The sequence below is a fragment of the Hyphomicrobium sp. CS1GBMeth3 genome (assembly GCF_900117455.1).
In the GTDB taxonomy this organism is placed as follows: domain Bacteria; phylum Pseudomonadota; class Alphaproteobacteria; order Rhizobiales; family Hyphomicrobiaceae; genus Hyphomicrobium_C.
In genome coordinates, this window is sequence record NZ_FPHO01000003.1 from 2,409,539 (window position 1) to 2,424,950 (window position 15,412).

Annotated in this window: 17 protein-coding genes; 12 read left to right on the forward strand and 5 right to left on the reverse strand. The window is 64.7% G+C overall.

Going from position 1 to position 15,412, the window contains the following annotated elements:
- Positions 1 to 37: 37 nt before the first annotated feature.
- The 5 genes from gatA to CS1GBM3_RS18745 all read left to right on the forward strand — a co-directional run bounded on the left by gatA (position 38) and on the right by CS1GBM3_RS18745 (position 4,375).
- Positions 38 to 1,546 (forward strand): Asp-tRNA(Asn)/Glu-tRNA(Gln) amidotransferase subunit GatA, encoded by a 1,509-nt coding sequence (gene gatA, locus CS1GBM3_RS18725; RefSeq protein ID WP_072397171.1) that lies wholly within the window; start codon positions 38 to 40, stop codon positions 1,544 to 1,546.
- A gap of 34 nt (positions 1,547 to 1,580) precedes the next feature.
- Positions 1,581 to 1,883, forward strand: a complete 303-nt coding sequence (locus tag CS1GBM3_RS18730) for a chorismate mutase (RefSeq protein WP_244534694.1) — start codon at positions 1,581 to 1,583, stop codon at positions 1,881 to 1,883.
- A complete protein-coding gene (locus CS1GBM3_RS18735) occupies positions 1,880 to 2,167 on the forward strand; it encodes a hypothetical protein (RefSeq protein WP_072397175.1) in 288 nt (95 codons plus the stop codon). Before CS1GBM3_RS18730 ends, CS1GBM3_RS18735 begins: the two co-directional genes overlap by 4 nt.
- 21 nt (positions 2,168 to 2,188) lie before the next feature.
- A complete protein-coding gene (gene gatB, locus CS1GBM3_RS18740; RefSeq protein ID WP_072397177.1) occupies positions 2,189 to 3,685 on the forward strand; it encodes an Asp-tRNA(Asn)/Glu-tRNA(Gln) amidotransferase subunit GatB in 1,497 nt (498 codons plus the stop codon).
- Positions 3,686 to 3,844: 159 nt separating this feature from the next.
- On the forward strand, positions 3,845 to 4,375 hold the full coding sequence (locus tag CS1GBM3_RS18745) for a hypothetical protein (RefSeq protein WP_072397178.1): 531 nt from the start codon (positions 3,845 to 3,847) through the stop codon (positions 4,373 to 4,375).
- 9 nt (positions 4,376 to 4,384) lie between these two features.
- Here CS1GBM3_RS18745 and CS1GBM3_RS18750 read toward each other — a convergent pair whose 3' ends face one another.
- Positions 4,385 to 4,849, reverse strand: a complete 465-nt coding sequence (locus CS1GBM3_RS18750) for a tRNA (cytidine(34)-2'-O)-methyltransferase (protein ID WP_072397179.1) — start codon at positions 4,847 to 4,849, stop codon at positions 4,385 to 4,387.
- 341 nt (positions 4,850 to 5,190) lie between these two features.
- Here CS1GBM3_RS18750 and petA point away from each other — a divergent pair, with 341 nt between their 5' ends.
- The 4 genes from petA to CS1GBM3_RS18770 all read left to right on the forward strand — a co-directional run bounded on the left by petA (position 5,191) and on the right by CS1GBM3_RS18770 (position 8,926).
- Positions 5,191 to 5,763 carry a ubiquinol-cytochrome c reductase iron-sulfur subunit gene (gene petA / locus CS1GBM3_RS18755; protein WP_072397180.1) on the forward strand — a complete coding sequence of 191 codons (573 nt, stop codon included), beginning with the start codon at positions 5,191 to 5,193 and terminating at the stop codon, positions 5,761 to 5,763.
- Positions 5,764 to 5,778: 15 nt separating this feature from the next.
- Entirely contained in the window at positions 5,779 to 7,056 is a 1,278-nt protein-coding gene (locus tag CS1GBM3_RS18760; protein ID WP_072397181.1) for a cytochrome b, read from the forward strand.
- Positions 7,057 to 7,070: 14 nt separating this feature from the next.
- Positions 7,071 to 7,931 (forward strand): cytochrome c1, encoded by an 861-nt coding sequence (locus CS1GBM3_RS18765; protein WP_072397182.1) that lies wholly within the window; start codon positions 7,071 to 7,073, stop codon positions 7,929 to 7,931.
- Between the two features lie 119 nt (positions 7,932 to 8,050).
- Positions 8,051 to 8,926: an S-methyl-5'-thioadenosine phosphorylase gene (locus tag CS1GBM3_RS18770; protein WP_072397183.1), complete on the forward strand. Its 876-nt coding sequence runs from the start codon at positions 8,051 to 8,053 to the stop codon at positions 8,924 to 8,926.
- An 8-nt stretch (positions 8,927 to 8,934) separates the two neighbouring features.
- On the opposite strand, the gene CS1GBM3_RS18775 is transcribed toward CS1GBM3_RS18770, so the two are convergent.
- A complete protein-coding gene (locus CS1GBM3_RS18775) occupies positions 8,935 to 10,185 on the reverse strand; it encodes a hypothetical protein (protein WP_083567774.1) in 1,251 nt (416 codons plus the stop codon).
- Between the two features lie 161 nt (positions 10,186 to 10,346).
- Here CS1GBM3_RS18775 and CS1GBM3_RS18780 point away from each other — a divergent pair, with 161 nt between their 5' ends.
- From CS1GBM3_RS18780 to CS1GBM3_RS18790, 3 genes are read left to right on the forward strand one after another with little or no spacing between them, the layout of a single operon-like run.
- Complete coding sequence (locus CS1GBM3_RS18780; RefSeq protein ID WP_072397184.1) at positions 10,347 to 11,009, forward strand: CoA pyrophosphatase; 663 nt, start codon at positions 10,347 to 10,349, stop codon at positions 11,007 to 11,009.
- The gene (locus tag CS1GBM3_RS18785) at positions 11,006 to 11,314 is read left to right on the forward strand and encodes a hypothetical protein (protein ID WP_072397185.1); all 309 of its coding nucleotides are present in this window, start codon (positions 11,006 to 11,008) and stop codon (positions 11,312 to 11,314) included. The genes CS1GBM3_RS18780 and CS1GBM3_RS18785 overlap by 4 nt, the downstream gene beginning before the upstream one ends.
- Before the next feature lie 6 nt (positions 11,315 to 11,320).
- Complete coding sequence (locus tag CS1GBM3_RS18790) at positions 11,321 to 12,586, forward strand: CCA tRNA nucleotidyltransferase (RefSeq protein ID WP_072397186.1); 1,266 nt, start codon at positions 11,321 to 11,323, stop codon at positions 12,584 to 12,586.
- Between the two features lie 89 nt (positions 12,587 to 12,675).
- Here CS1GBM3_RS18790 and CS1GBM3_RS18795 read toward each other — a convergent pair whose 3' ends face one another.
- From CS1GBM3_RS18795 to groES, 3 genes are all read right to left on the reverse strand, one after another.
- Positions 12,676 to 12,858, reverse strand: coding sequence for a hypothetical protein (locus CS1GBM3_RS18795; RefSeq protein WP_072397188.1), 183 nt, complete (start codon positions 12,856 to 12,858; stop codon positions 12,676 to 12,678).
- A 233-nt stretch (positions 12,859 to 13,091) separates the two neighbouring features.
- Positions 13,092 to 14,738, reverse strand: coding sequence for a chaperonin GroEL (gene groL, locus CS1GBM3_RS18800; protein ID WP_072397189.1), 1,647 nt, complete (start codon positions 14,736 to 14,738; stop codon positions 13,092 to 13,094).
- 51 nt (positions 14,739 to 14,789) lie between these two features.
- Positions 14,790 to 15,104 (reverse strand): co-chaperone GroES, encoded by a 315-nt coding sequence (gene groES / locus CS1GBM3_RS18805; RefSeq protein ID WP_072397190.1) that lies wholly within the window; start codon positions 15,102 to 15,104, stop codon positions 14,790 to 14,792.
- Positions 15,105 to 15,412: the final 308 nt, after the last annotated feature.

The window sequence follows — 15,412 nt, forward strand, 5'->3', positions numbered from 1 at the left end:
CTACACGCGCTGCGACGCCAATAAGGGAAACTAGAACGTGAGTGATCTGACGCGCCTGACGCTGGCCGAAGCGCGCGACGGGCTGAAGAAGAAATCCTTCTCGGCGACCGAGCTGACGGAAGCCCACATCAAGGCCATCGAGCAGGCGAACCCCGTGCTCAACGCCTACGTGTTGGAGACGCCCGAGCACGCGCTCGCGCAGGCGAAGGAAAGCGACGCGCGCCTTGCCAAGGGCGACGCCCGTCCGCTCGAGGGCCTGCCGCTCGGCAACAAGGATCTCTTCTGCACCAAGGGCATTCGCACCACGGCCTGCTCGAAGATCCTGGACGATTTCAAGCCGACGTATGAATCGACGGTCGGCGCCAACCTTTGGAGCGCCGGAGCCGTCATGCTCGGCAAGCTCAACAACGACGAGTTCGCCATGGGCTCGTCCAACGAGACGAGCGCCTTCGGCCCTGTGATCTCGCCCTGGCGGCGGAAGGGTCGCGAAGACAAGCTTGTGCCGGGTGGTTCATCCGGTGGCTCATCCGCGGCCGTCGCAGCCGGACTCTGCCTCGCCGCCACCGCGACCGATACCGGCGGCTCGATCCGCCAGCCGGCAGCGCTCACCGGCACCGTCGGGATCAAGCCCACCTACGGCCGCTGCTCGCGCTGGGGCATCGTCGCGTTCGCGTCCTCGCTCGATCAGGCCGGTCCCATCGCCAAGACGGTGCGCGACGCCGCCATCATGCTGGGCTCCATGGCCAGCCATGACCCGAAGGATACGACGTCGATCGACGCCCCGGTGCCGGATTATGAGAAGGCGCTTGCCGAGAGCGTCAAGGGACTGCGCGTCGGCGTGCCGAAGGAATACCGCGTCGACGGCATGTCGAAGGAGATCGAGGAGCTCTGGGCAAAGGGCATCGAGTGGCTGAAGGCTGCCGGCGCCACCATCCACGAGATCAGCCTGCCGCACACGAAATACGCGTTGCCGGCCTACTACATCGTGGCGCCCGCCGAAGCGTCCTCCAACCTGGCCCGTTACGACGGCGTGCGCTACGGCCTGCGCCTGCCTGGTCGCGACGTCATCGACACCTATGAGAACACGCGCGCTGCGGGCTTCGGCAAGGAGGTGCGCCGGCGCATCCTGATCGGCACCTACGTGCTCTCGGCCGGCTACTACGACGCCTACTATCTCAAGGCTCAGAAGATCCGCACCTTGATCAAGCGCGACTTCGACGAGGCCTGGGGCAAGGTCGACGTCGTGCTGACGCCGACCACGCCGTCGCCCGCGTTCGCCTTCGGCGAGAAGACGGGCGATCCGATCGCCATGTACCTTGAGGACATCTTCACCGTGACGGTGAACATGGCCGGTCTGCCCGGCATCTCGGTTCCGGCGGGGCTCTCGTCGGAAGGCACGCCACTCGGCCTGCAGCTCATCGGCAAGCCGTTCGACGAGGCGACGCTCTTCCGCGCCGCCCAGGCCATCGAGGATGCCGCGGGCCGCTTCACCGTGGACGAGCCCTGGTGGGCGGGCACCGCCAAGCAGAAGTCCGGAGGCAAGTAAGATGGATCCGAAGCGTCCCTGGGAATGCGCCGACATGAGCCAGGTGAGGGCCGAGATCGACCGCATCGATGCCGAGCTTGTCGATCTCATCGCCGAGCGCTTCGGCTACGTTGAGCGCGCCTGGCAGCTCAAGAAAAACCCGGCCGACGCAAGTGTGCCCTGGCGCATTCAGCAGGTGATCGACAAGGTGAAATTCAGGGCGCGCCAGCGCGGGCTGCCGGCGGAGATGATCGAGATGGTGGGCGCCCAGTGGCGCAACATGATCGGTTGGTTCGTCCAGTATGAGGAAGAAAAGCTCCGCCAGCAGGAAGCGAGCAGCGGCGGGCCGCGCGAATGATCGCGATCAACTCGTTCGATCCGCTGACGCTGGTGCTGCTGGCCGCGGTCAACCCTGCGGTGATCGTCGTGGCCTTCCTCATGGGACGCAGCGCAGACCAGTGGCAGAAGCTTCTGATCGCCGCCTTCGCGGCCTCCGTCGCAGGCTTCCTGCTCTACTGGCTCGGCGGGCAGGTCGGAGTGTTTTCGATCCACGCCGTCGGCGGCGAAGCGGCAATCTTCATGCTGCAGTTCGTCTTCGGCTTCCTCTGGGCGGCACTGGGCTATTGGTTCCGCAAGCGCTAGGCTGGCGGAAGGAGTAAGGACATGCAGGAAACGGCAAAGAGCGGCGGCAAGGGCAAGCCCGACAAGAAATCCGCGAACCTGATTCCCGGCGCCACGGGCGACTGGGAGGTCGTGGTCGGCATGGAGGTCCACGCTCAGGTGGCCTCCGCCTCGAAGCTGTTCTCGGGTGCCTCGACGGCGTTCGGCGGCGACCCGAACAGCCACGTCTCTCTCGTTGACGCGGCCATGCCCGGCATGCTGCCCGTCATCAATGCCGAGTGCATCGCCCAGGCCATCCGCACCGGGCTCGGCCTCAAGGCCGCGATCAACCTCAACAGCGTCTTCGACCGCAAGAACTACTTCTATCCGGATCTGCCGCAGGGCTACCAGATCAGCCAGTACAAGCAGCCGATCGTCGGCGAGGGCGAAATCGAGATCGACGTCGACGGCGAAGCAAAGCGCGTCGGCATCGAGCGCCTGCACCTCGAGCAGGACGCCGGCAAGTCGATCCACGACCAGAGTCCGGACTATTCGTTCGTCGATCTGAACCGCTCCGGCGTCGCGCTGATGGAGATCGTGTCCCGCCCCGACCTGCGCTCGTCGAAGGAGGCCCAGGCCTACGTGACCAAGCTGCGCACCATCCTGCGCTACCTCGGCACCTGCGACGGCGATATGGACAAGGGCAACCTTCGTGCGGACGTCAACGTCTCGATCAGGAAGCCCGGCGATCCGCTCGGTACCCGCTGCGAGATCAAGAACGTCAACTCGATCCGCTTCATCGGGCAGGCCATCGAGGTCGAGGCGCGCCGTCAGATCGATATCATCGAGGATGGCGGCACCATCGATCAGGAGACGCGCCTGTTCGATTCCGTGAAGGGCGAGACGCGCTCCATGCGCTCGAAGGAAGAGGCGCACGATTACCGCTACTTCCCCGATCCCGACCTCCTGCCGCTCGAGCTCGAGCAGAGCTACGTCGACGACCTCGCCCAGCACCTGCCGGAGCTGCCGGACGCCAAGCGCGCGCGCTTTATCAAGGAGTATGGGCTCTCCGCCTACGACGCCAACGTGCTCGTCGCCGAGCGCGAGAACGCCGACTATTTCGAGACGGTGGCTAAGGGCAGAGACGGCAAGCTGGCCGCGAACTGGGTCATCAACGAGCTGTTCGGCCGCCTGAACAAGGAAGGCAAGGACATCGCCCATTCGCCGGTCTCGGCAGCCCAACTCGGCGGCCTCGTCGACCTCATCTCGGCGGGCACTATCTCGGGCAAGATCGCCAAAGATCTGTTCGAGATCCTCTGGACCGAGGGCGGCGACCCGGCCGAGATCGTCGAAGCACGCGGCATGAAGCAGGTGACCGACACCGGCGCCATCGAGAAGGCGGTGGATGAGATCATCGCCGCCAACCCGGCGAAGGTCGAGCAGGCCAAGGCCAAGCCGTCCATGCTCGGCTGGTTCGTCGGTCAGGTCATGAAGGCGACGGGCGGCAAGGCAAACCCGGCCGCCGTCAACGAGATCCTGAAGGCCAAGCTCGGCCTCTGACGGCAAACAAAGCGTCTCGGGGACGGCGGCGGCCCGCCTGAGGCGCTGCCGACACACGTGCGTCATGATTCGCCCGCTTGCGGCGAGCCGCCTGTTGCAAGCGCCGGGCGGCTCGGCAAGCTGAGGCGCGGGATTCGGGCGAACGGGCGCGGGGACTTTATGCACCTCTTCGGATTGACGATGGGACGCCGCGCCGTGCGGGCGCGGATGGCGCTCGCGGCGGTGGCGCTCGTCACTGCGGCCTCGCCCGCGGTCAACGCCGCCCCGCAGCAGGTCGGCCCCTTCGAAAGCCTCGAGGGCTGGTGGGGTGGAAACGGGCGCCTGCGCTTCGTGGACGGCAAGACCGAGGACGTGAAGTGCCGCGCCACCTACTTCGTCGAGGGTGAAGGGCACCAACTGCGCCAGAACATCCGCTGCGCCTCCGCCAGCGGCAAGATCGAGGTCAAGAGCACCGTCCGCCACGCCGACGGCAAGCTCAGCGGCGAGTGGACCGAGGAAATGTACAATGTGACCGGCGTTCTCGCGGGCGACGTCACGGAGCGCGGCTATCGCGTCTCGGTCGAGGGCACGCAGGGCTCGATGCTCTCCGCCAACATGGAGATCATCGTTCGCGATAAGCGGCAGATGGTCGAGATCCAGTTCTTCAGCGAGACGCTGATCGGCCTCACGCTGCTGCTGAACAAGGGCTGAGCCTAGCGTCTACTCCGCAAATCGGCCCGTCTGCCTCAGCGCTTCGCCTAGAACGAGCGCCGCCGCCACCGCGATATTGAGCGACCGCAGCCCCGGCTGCATCGGCACGCGGATACGCGCATCGACGTGTCGATGAACGCTCTCTGGCACCCCGGCACTTTCGCGCCCCAGCATCAGCACGTCCGTATCGCGAAAGGCAAAGCTGATATGCGTCTCCGTCGCGTGCGTCGTGAGAAGCACGAGGCGTGGCTTCGGAGTGCTGGCGGCAAGTCCCGCCGCAAACGTCTCGAAGCTTTCATGGCGCGCGAGATCGGCGTGCTCCAAATAGTCGAGTCCTGCCCTCCGGAATGACCTGTCGCTGAGGTCGAAACCGGCCGGCCCGATTAGATCCACTGGAACACCAAGACACGCCGAAAGACGAAGAATGGTGCCGGTATTTTGCGGAATGTCAGGTTGGTAGAGTGCTAAGCGCATGCAGTCTCCCAGTGCGACATTATGTGCGCCACTTTGACCCGTAGGCGTTCTGACCAACGCGGGTTGAGCCTCCGCGCGATCGGTGCAAGAAGAAGATAAACACACGCGCACGATGTCGTCGGAAGCGCAGGAATAGCGTGTCGTTCGGAAAGCGGGATCCTTGCACAGACGAAGAGCCTCGGTTAGTGCTTCGAGTCTGCATAGAGAGTGTTTCGTTCACTCGTTCGTGGTCCCTTTTCTGAATCGGCGGTGCATGAGCGAATGAGCATCGGGCTCGCTGTCGTTTCGCTCTGCGCGCTTTCCTGATGTAAACGGGACATCTTCGCAAAAGGGAGGGGCAAGTGGCCACAGAAGCCGAAGAGCCGAACCGCAGAGACTTCATCATCATAGCCGGAAACGCATTCGCCGCCGTTGGCGCCGCGGTGACGCTCTGGCCGTTCGTGGCCCAGATGAACCCGGACGCTGGCGCTCAGGCCTTGGCCTCGGTAGAGATCGACCTGTCCCCCGTGAAGGAAGGCCAAGCCATCACAGCCATGTGGCGCGGCAAGCCGATCTTCATCCGCAACCGCACGGCTGAAGAGATCAAGGAAGCCGAGGCGACGCCGGTCATGGACCTTCCCGATCAGTCCGCGCGCAACGACCTTCTGCCCGAGGCCACCCCCGCGACCGATTCCAACCGCGTCAAGGACGGCAAGACGAACTGGCTGATCCTCGTAGGTATCTGCACGCACTTGGGCTGTATCCCCAAGGGTCAGGCTCTGGCCGACAACAAGGGTGATTTCGGCGGCTGGTTCTGCCCGTGCCACGGCTCGCACTACGACACCTCAGGGCGCATCCGCAAAGGCCCGGCGCCGCGCAACCTCGAGATCCCACCCTACGAGTTCGTGTCCGACACCAAGATCAAGATCGGCTAAAAAGGCGCCCACACAATGGAGCACACGTCGAGCTACGAGCCGAAATCCTCGTTCGGCAAATGGTGGGATGACCGCCTGCCGATTGCACGCTTGATGCACGGCCAGTTCGTCGACTTCCCGACGCCGCGCAACCTCAACTATCTCTGGACCTTCGGCGGCATCCTGACCTTCTGCCTGGCAGCGCAGATCCTGACCGGCATCGTGCTGGCGATGCACTACCAGCCGAGCGCGGCCGAGGCCTTCAATTCCGTCGAGGCCATCCGCCGAGACGTCAACTACGGCTGGATGATCCGCAACTTCCACGCCGTCGGCGCGTCGATGTTCTTCATCGCCGTCTACATCCACATCTTCCGCGGCCTCTACTACGGCTCCTACAAGGCGCCCCGCGAGGTGCTCTGGATCCTCGGCGTTTTGATCTTCCTCGTCATGATGGCCACGGCCTTCATGGGGTACGCATTGCCCTGGGGTCAGATGAGCTTCTGGGGCGTCACCGTCATCACCAACCTCTTCTCGTCCTTGAATGAGATCATCCCCGGCGTCGGCACCGCGGTGGTGGAATGGTTGTGGGGGGGCTTCTCGGTCTCCGGCAAGACGCTGAACCGCTTCTTCTCGCTGCACTACCTGCTGCCGTTCGTGATCGCGGGCCTCGTCGTGCTGCACATCTGGGCGCTGCACGTCGTTGGCCAGAACAACCCCACCGGCCTCGACATCAAGACCAAGTCTGATGCGGTCCCGATGTATCCCTACGCCGTTGCCAAGGATACCGTCGGTTTGTTCGCCTTCCTGATCCTGTTCGCGTGGTTCGTGTTCTTCCTGCCGGATTACCTCGGCCACGCCGACAATTACATCCCCGCAGACGCGCTGGTCACGCCGCCGCACATCGTGCCCGAATGGTACTTCCTGCCGTTCTACGCCATCCTGCGCGCCATCCCCTCGAAGCTCGGCGGCGTCATCGCCATGTTCTCGGCCATCGTGGTGCTCGTGTTCGTTCCCTGGCTCGACACCAGCCGCGTCCGCTCGGCGAAGTACCGCCCGCTCTACAAGTGGTTCTTCTGGCTACTCGTGATCTCGTGCCTCGCGCTCGGCTACCTCGGCGCCATGCCGGCCGAAGGTGCATACGTGACCTGGGCCCGCGTCTTCACGGTCTACTATTTCGCGCACTTCCTCCTCGTCATGCCGATCATCGGCCTGATCGAAACGCCGAAGCCGCTGCCGAAATCCATATCCGCGTCTGTCCTACCGAGTGGGGGAGGGGCGCCGCAAGGCGCGACCGCTGCCCCAGAGACACGCTGAGCGGGAGACAGACGATGCGACCTTTGAAAGGATTTCTTGCCGCGGTGGCGCTGCTGGTTGGCGCTAGCTCGGTCGACGTGGCGCACGCTGCGGGTGAAGCTGTCCACATCGAGCGCCAGACTTGGAGCTTTGGCGGCTTCACGGGGCAATACGATCCGGCCCAGCTGCAGCGCGGTTTTCAGGTTTACAAGGACGTTTGCGCCGCCTGTCACGGCCTGAAGCGCGTGCGCTTCCGCAATCTCTTCGAGCCCGGCGGTCCCGAGTTCCCCGAGGAATCGGTCAAGGCGCTCGCCAATGAGTGGCCGAACAAGATCATCGACGGCCCCAACGACGAGGGCCAGATGTTCGAGCGCGAGCCCAAGGCGTTCGATCCCGTCCTTGGTCCCTTCAAGAACGACAACGAAGCCCGCGCTGCGCAGAACGGCGCCCTGCCCGTTGACCTGTCCCTGATCGCCAAGGCCCGCAACGTCGAATATCACGGCTCTTGGTGGGCGCATCCGTTCTCGATGTTGCGGGACATCGCGACCAGCTATCAGGAGGGTGGCGCCGACTACCTTTACGCCCTGCTGACGGGCTATCACGAGGCTCCGGCCGGCGTTCAGATGGCCGATGGCATGAACTACAACGCGGCCTTCCCCGGGCACCAGATTGCGATGCCGGCGCCGCTCTCGAAGGACGCCTTCGTGACCTACCAAGACGGCACCGGCTCGCTGGAGCAGAACGCCCGCGACGTGTCGGCCTTCCTGACATGGGCCGCCGACCCCACGCTTAACACCCGCAAGAGCACGGGCTGGATCGTGATCTTCTATCTGCTGGCTACGACGGCGCTGCTCTACTTCGGCAAGCGCAGGCTGTGGTCGAAGATCCCGCATTGAGAGGTGCGGCTGGTTTCTGGTTGGGCTTCTCTTTCGTGGCGACTGGCGGTAGGCAATGAGATCGGGATGGGGTCTCGACTGTCGCCCGTCGCCTTGAGCAATTGTCCCGCGGAGCCCTCATGACACAGTCCGTTCTCGGCATCATCGGCGGCAGCGGCTTCTACAACCTGCCCGGCCTGGAAAACCCTCGCTGGGAAAAGGTGATGACCCCGTGGGGGGCGCCTTCCGACGAGATCCTGTTTGCCGAGATCGCGGGACTTCCCGTCCGCTTCCTCCCGCGCCACGGCCGCGGCCATCCCGTGCCGCCGAGTGGGATCAACTTCCGCGCCAATATCGACGCGCTGAAGCGCTCGGGTGTGACAGACCTTGTCTCGATCTCGGCCTGTGGCTCGCTGCGCGAGGACTTGGCGCCCGGTCATTTCGTGCTCGTCGATCAGTTCGTCGACCGCACCTTCGCGCGCGAGAAGAGCTTCTTCGGACCCGGCCTTGTGGCCCACGTTTCGGTCGCCGACCCTGTGAGCCCGTTGCTGGTCGATGCCGTGGAGAAGGCCGCCCAGGCCGAAGGTATCGTCTACACGCGCGGGGGCACCTATCTCGTCATGGAAGGCCCGCAGTTCTCGACGCGTGCCGAGAGCAATCTCTATCGCAGCTGGGGCATGGACGTGATCGGCATGACCAACATGCCCGAGGCCAAGCTCGCCCGCGAGGCGGAGATCTGCTACGCGACTGTCGCCATGGTCACCGACTACGACTGCTGGCACGACGACCACGCCGACGTCGACGTCGCGTCCATCATTGCCATCATGAACCAGAATACCGAGAAGGCGCAGCGGCTCGTCTTGAGCCTTGCACGCGATTTCCCGCGCGAGCATCCGGCCTGTCCGATCGGCTCCGACCGCGCGCTCGACGTCGCCCTCATCACGGCGCCTGACGCCCGCGACGCCTCGCTCGTGCGCAAGCTCGACGCCGTCGCTGGCCGCGTTCTCGGAAGCTGAAAGCTCGACTACCGGCCGGACGCGACTTCCCGCGACACCTGCCGGAACGCCTCGGCGAACTCGATCGCCCCCGGATTGGTCATGTTCTTGTCCATGCGCTCGTCGAGCGCGGCCAAGAGTTCGGCGCTAGTCTTGTCGCGCACGATAGTGTTGCGGAAGTAGGCATCGCGGGCAAAGAAGTTCGTTGTCGCCGCGTTGCGCGCCGCAGGGCGCATCATCTCGAGGCCCGTGCCCGGCCCCGCGAGGTTCATGAGTTCGATCTCGGCGCCCGTGAGAGCCGGGATGCCCGCCTTCTCCGCCATGACCTTGAGGCCGTGCAGCTTGATCACCTGCAGCCAGGGGCCAACGTCGCCATCGAGGTTGAGCGCGTGAAGCCCCATGCCGCGCTGCGTGCGCGCAAAGGCAACGTGACGGCTCCATTGGTGAGGAATCGAGCGCGCGGCCTTGATCATCGCCGCGACCTTGTCGTGTTTCTGAGCCAGCGCGCGGCGGCGAGCTGGCGAATAATTGCGATCTGCCGCCATAGCCTTCAATCGCGCAAGGAACTTCGGCCCGTGCTGGGCGAGCTCATCGGACGTGTTGGCGGTCAGAAGCTGCGCGTAGCCAATTGCAGATGAGATCGGCTTGCCCGTCTTTCGGATCGGATGGATGCCGGCCACCATGTCCGCCGTGCCGAGCCCGCTCGTCTCGAGTGCATAGACGCGTACCACCTGCTCACCGGTGAGGCCCAGCGAGACGGCCTCGCGGGCATAGCGCAGCTTGAACTCCTGCTCGGGAATGCGCTCGGGGCGGAAACCGTATTCAGCTTCGGCGGCGGTAAGAAAATCGTCGAGCCCGGGCAGCGGCCTCGGCGGCGGGCGATCCTTCTTCTTGTCATCCTCCGCCTGGTAGGCAGCCCAACGTTTGGCGAGCCCCGCAGGCAACTCTGGCCCCGCATACTTGGGCGGGAACGTCCGAACATAGTCATTGGCGGAGATGGCTTCGCCACGGCCGCGTTTGCCACGCCGCAGGGCCTTCTTGTCGGAAACCTCGCGCCAGTAGGCGTCGCTCTTGAAGTCGTGCGTGGCCTTGGCGTCGAGATAGGCTTCGAACAGCTTGCGTTCAGCAGGCGGCAGCGTTCTCGCAAATGCCTCTGAGGTGCGTGCGGCTGCAGGGTTCGACAAGCTAATGAGGGACAGGCCCAAGAGAGCGAGGCCCAAAAGCCCGCCCAATAGGCCCATGCGCAGCGTCGTCGCGGCAGTCGTCGGCGGCGTTGTCATGGCTCGTGATCCTCGGCTCGAATCGCCTTTAGCGCTTACTGGCAGCAGAATAGGGCGTTTCCTGGGGGCGGGCACACCATCCGGGACCGTTTCACGTCGCGAAAAGGCAAACGCCGCCGGCAAGCCATTCCCAATCCGTCGCTTCTGGCTTAGGAAGCCTTATGATTCCGTTGCGCCTATCCGACCCGCATGCCTTCACGCCAGCCGGCTTTCGGGAGCGCGCGCTGAGCGCCCTTTCAGGTCCCCAGCCCGACGATGGAGACGGCCCGAGCGATTTCGACCTCAACCCAGAGGTCGCCGCCGCACGCCCGCACCCGGATGCGCTGGCAACGGCGCGGCCGGCGGCCGTACTGATTCCTGCCATTGCGCGCGAGACGATCACGCTGCTGTTCACGCAACGTACCAATCATCTCGCAGCGCACGCTGGCCAGATTGCGTTTCCGGGCGGCAAGGCCGAACCTTATGACGCTGACCCACTGGCAACCGCGCTACGCGAGGCGCACGAGGAGATCGGTCTCGAGCCGTCGCGGGTCACGCCGCTCGGCACGCTCGACCGATACCTTACGGGAACGGGCTTCAGGATCACGCCGGTGATCGGCCTTGTCGATCCGGCTTTCACGCCCGTACCCGACGTTAACGAGGTGGCGGATACCTTCGAGGTACCGTTATCGTTCCTGATGGATGCCAGGAACTTCCAGCGCCACTCTCGGAACATGGGCGGCGTGGATCGGCATTTCTACGCTATCCCCTTCGGCGACCGCTTCATCTGGGGCGCGACGGCCGGTATCCTGCGCAACATGCACCAGAGGCTCTTCGCACCATGATCCGCACGGTAATCGAGAACATGCTGTTGTTCCTTTTGCCGACGTTCGTCTACGTGGCGTGGGTGCTGTTTCAGAGTTCGCGCGCCGAGGCGGAGGGTGAGAACGAGAACGCCGAGGCGAAGACGGGACATCCGATCGTTCGTGCGCTCGACGACGCGCCGCTGCTGTGGCTGTTCGCGGGCGGCGCGCTGATCCTGATCGTCACGCTGGCGTTCTTCGGAACCTCCTCCGGTGGCAAGCCCGGTCAGCATTACCAACCTTCTATAATGAAAGACGGCAAGATCCAGCCCAGCCACATCGAGTAGACGGTGATGACGCGTGAGCGCGAGGACGAGGAGCAGCGTCTGCCGAGCTTGAGCGGCGCGCCGTGGCTCGAGAGCGAGAGCACGCGGGCCGTGCTTGATGCACTCCGGAGCGGCGGTTTCGAAGGCCGCATCGTGGGCGGCGCCGTGCGCAACGCGCTGATCGGCGAGCCGGTCCGGGACATCGACATCGCGACCACGGCGCTGCCGCAGGACGTCATCCACCTGGCGGCCGCGGCCGGCCTCAGCGCCGTGCCGACGGGCGTATCCCACGGCACGGTCACTGTCATCGCGGACCATCGCCCGTTCGAGGTGACGACGCTGCGCCGTGATATCGAGACCTTCGGCCGCCAGGCGCGCGTCACGTTCACGACCGATTGGGCCGAGGACGCCGCGCGGCGCGACTTCACCCTCAACGCGCTTTACTGCGATGCAGGGGGCACCGTGTACGACCCGGTCGGCGGTTATCCTGACATCATCGCACGCCACGTGCGCTTCATCGGCGACGCGCGCGAGCGCATCCACGAGGATTATCTGCGCATCCTGCGCTTCTTCCGCTTCACGGCCGAGTACGCCGAGGGTTCGCCCGATGCGACCGGGCTCGCCGCTTCGATCGAGCTTGCGGACGGTCTCGCTCAGCTCTCCGCGGAGCGCGTGCGGGCCGAGCTGCTGCGTCTGCTCGCGGCGCGGCGCGCGGTCGAGGTCGCGGGCGTCATGGCCAATACCGACCTGATCCAGGTGCTGATCGGCGTCAAAGGCGACGTGGTTCTGCTTCGCCGGCTGGCAGACATCGAGGCGGCACTTGGACACGATGCCGATCCGTTGGTGAGGTTGGCTGCGCTCACCGGCGGCGGACGCCCGCTTTCCGCGCTCGGCGCACGTCTGCGCCTGTCGAACGGAGAGAGCGAACGGCTGGCGCGCCTCATCCTACCGGACCCGGCCTTCGATCCCGCGACGGACGAGCGGGAGGCGCGGGCGTTTCTCTATCGCTTCGGCGTCGAGGCGTTCCGCGATGGTGTGTTGCTCGCCTGGGCACGCAGCGATGCAGCGCCCGACGATGCCCTCTGGCGCAGCCGCCTCGAGCTGCCCGACCGCTGGAAAGTCCCGTCGCTTCCGGTGCGCGGCGCCGATCTGCTGGCGCGCGGTCTCGCCGAAGGTCCGGCCGTCGGACGCATCGTGCGCGCGTTCGAGGATTGGTGGATCGAGGAAGATTTTCCGGAGAACGAGGTCCGGCTTGCACGCGCGCTGTCGGATCTGGTCAAGGCCAACACATGACAGCGGCGCCCCCTTGAGCGCCGCTGCGATGCGAAAGGCCGCGCAGGATGTAAGCCGCGCGGCATCAACCCCGATCGACATCCGCTGAATTATTTCGCGCGCGGACCCTGCATGCGGATCATCGCGGCTTCGATCCTGCGCCAAGTGGCTGCCTGCTCTGCCGCACCCTGCTCCTCGAACCGGCGCGCCTTCTGCGCCGCCTCCGCAATGGCCTTCGGGCCTTGCACTTCCATGAGCTTGCGGGCGTGCTCTTCGATCTCGATGGCGAGCATGGCGTTGTCTCCTTTGCTCGGGTTCGTTTCGATCGCAGTTTTTTATTTGGGTCGCCCGCCCGCGAAGGCAAGGCCGCGCCGGCACGAAAAAGGCCGGAGCAGCACGCTGCTCCGGCCTCGACGTGAAATCCAACTGGTGTAGGGCTTAGAAGTCCATACCGCCCATCTGAAGTCGGGCCTGCCCGACTTCAGCAGACGAAAGCATGGGCGGCCACCGCCATAGCGAACGGATCTTAGAAGTCCATACCGCCCATTCCGCCCATTCCGCCGCCGCCCATCGGCATCGCCGGGGCGTCCTTCTTCGGCTTATCGGCAACCATGGCCTCGGTCGTGATCAGGAGACCAGCAACGGATGCCGCATCCTGCAGAGCGCAGCGCACGACCTTAGCCGGATCGATGACGCCCTCGGCGATCAGGTCGCCGTAAGCGCCCGACTGGGCGTTGAAGCCGTAGGCGTACTTGTTGTTCTCGAGGATCTTTCCGGCAACGACCGAGCCATCCTCACCCGCATTGGTGAAGATCTGGCGAGCCGGAGACTGCAGCGCACGGCGCACGATCGAGATGCCGACCTTCTGGTCCTCGTTGCCGCCCTCGAGCGTCTCGAGCGCCTTGATGGCGCGCAGCAGAGCCACGCCGCCGCCCGGGACGATGCCCTCTTCAACGGCTGCGCGGGTCGCGTGCAGCGCGTCGTCGACGCGATCCTTGCGCTCCTTGACCTCGACCTCGGTGGCACCGCCGACTTTGATCACGGCCACGCCGCCGGCGAGCTTCGCCAGACGCTCCTGCAGCTTCTCGCGGTCGTAATCCGAGGTCGTCTCCTCGATCTGCGCCTTGATCTGCTTCACGCGTGCTTCGATGTCGGCCTTCTTGCCTGAGCCGTCGACGATCGTGGTGTTCTCCTTGTCGATCGTGACGCGCTTGGCCGTGCCCAGCATGTCGAGCGTCACGCTCTCGAGCTTGATGCCGAGATCCTCGGAGACCACAGTGCCGCCTGTCAGGATGGCGATGTCCTCGAGCATGGCCTTGCGGCGATCACCGAAGCCCGGAGCCTTGACAGCCGCGACCTTGAGGCCGCCGCGCAGCTTGTTGACGACGAGGGTCGCCAGGGCCTCACCCTCGACGTCCTCGGCGATGATGAGCAGCGGCTTGCCGGTCTGAACCACGGCCTCAAGCACCGGCAGCATGGCCTGCAGGCCGGAGACCTTCTTCTCGTGGATCAGGATGTAAGGGCTATCCAGCTCCGCGATCATCTTGTCGGCATTGGTGATGAAGTAGGGCGAGAGGTAGCCGCGGTCGAACTGCATGCCCTCGACGACGTCGAGTTCGGTCTCGAGGCTCTTCGACTCTTCGACCGTGATGACGCCCTCGTTGCCGACCTTCTTCATGGCCTCGGCGATCTTGGCGCCGATCTCGGTGTCGCCGTTGGCGGAAATGGTGCCGACCTGGGCGATCTCGTCGTTGGAGGTGACCTTCTTCGACTTGGCTTTGAGCTCGTCGACGACGGCCTGCACGGCGAGGTCGATGCCGCGCTTGAGGTCCATCGGGTTGGCGCCGGCGGCCACAGACTTGGCGCCCTCGCGCACGATGGCCTGTGCGAGCACGGTTGCGGTGGTGGTGCCGTCACCGGCGAGGTCGGCGGTCTTCGAAGCCACCTCGCGCAGCATCTGCGCGCCCATGTTCTCGAACTTGTCCTCGAGCTCGATCTCCTTGGCGACCGTCACGCCGTCCTTGGTGATGCGCGGCGCGCCGAAGCTCTTCTCGATGACGACGTTGCGGCCCTTGGGACCGAGCGTGACCTTGACCGCGTTGGCAAGGATATCGACGCCGCGCAGCATGCGCTCGCGGGCATCCTGCGAGAATTTTACGTCCTTAGCTGCCATGTGTGGCACTCCGTTGGATGAATGGGGGGATTTCTGGAAGTTCGAGGCGTCTTAGGCGGCCTTCTTGGCCGACGGCTTGCCTTCGAGAACACCGAGGATATCGCTCTCCTTCATGATCAGGAGATCCTCGCCGTCGATCTTGACCTCGGTGCCAGACCACTTGCCAAACAGCACGCGGTCGCCGGGCTTCACGTCCAGGGGGACGACTTTGCCCTGCTCGTCGCGGGCGCCAGGGCCGACGGCGACGACTTCGCCCTGCTGAGGCTTCTCTTTGGCCGTATCGGGAATGATGATGCCGCCAGCGGTCTTGGTGTCCTCATCGACGCGCTTGACGACAACGCGGTCATGCAAGGGACGGAATGTCATGGTTTACCCTCATGATGCATACGATTGATCATGCTTTAGAAAACGAACCGTGGAGGGGCGGGGCCGCGCTCCCAGGTTCAGACGCAAGCCAGCCTTTTGCAGCCTGACCATGCGCAGCGCCTATATGGAGTCGGGTGCTAGCACTGTCAAGTAATGAGTGCCAGGCGAGGGGAGGCGAAGGGCCTAGGCTCGACCGCAGGAATTTTGTAAGCCGCGGGACATCGGGCCGGGACGGAGCATGGCGAGGTCGCGAGCCCGGGGCCGATCTACAACGAAATGATTTGATGAAGCGTAAATGGCGGATTGTG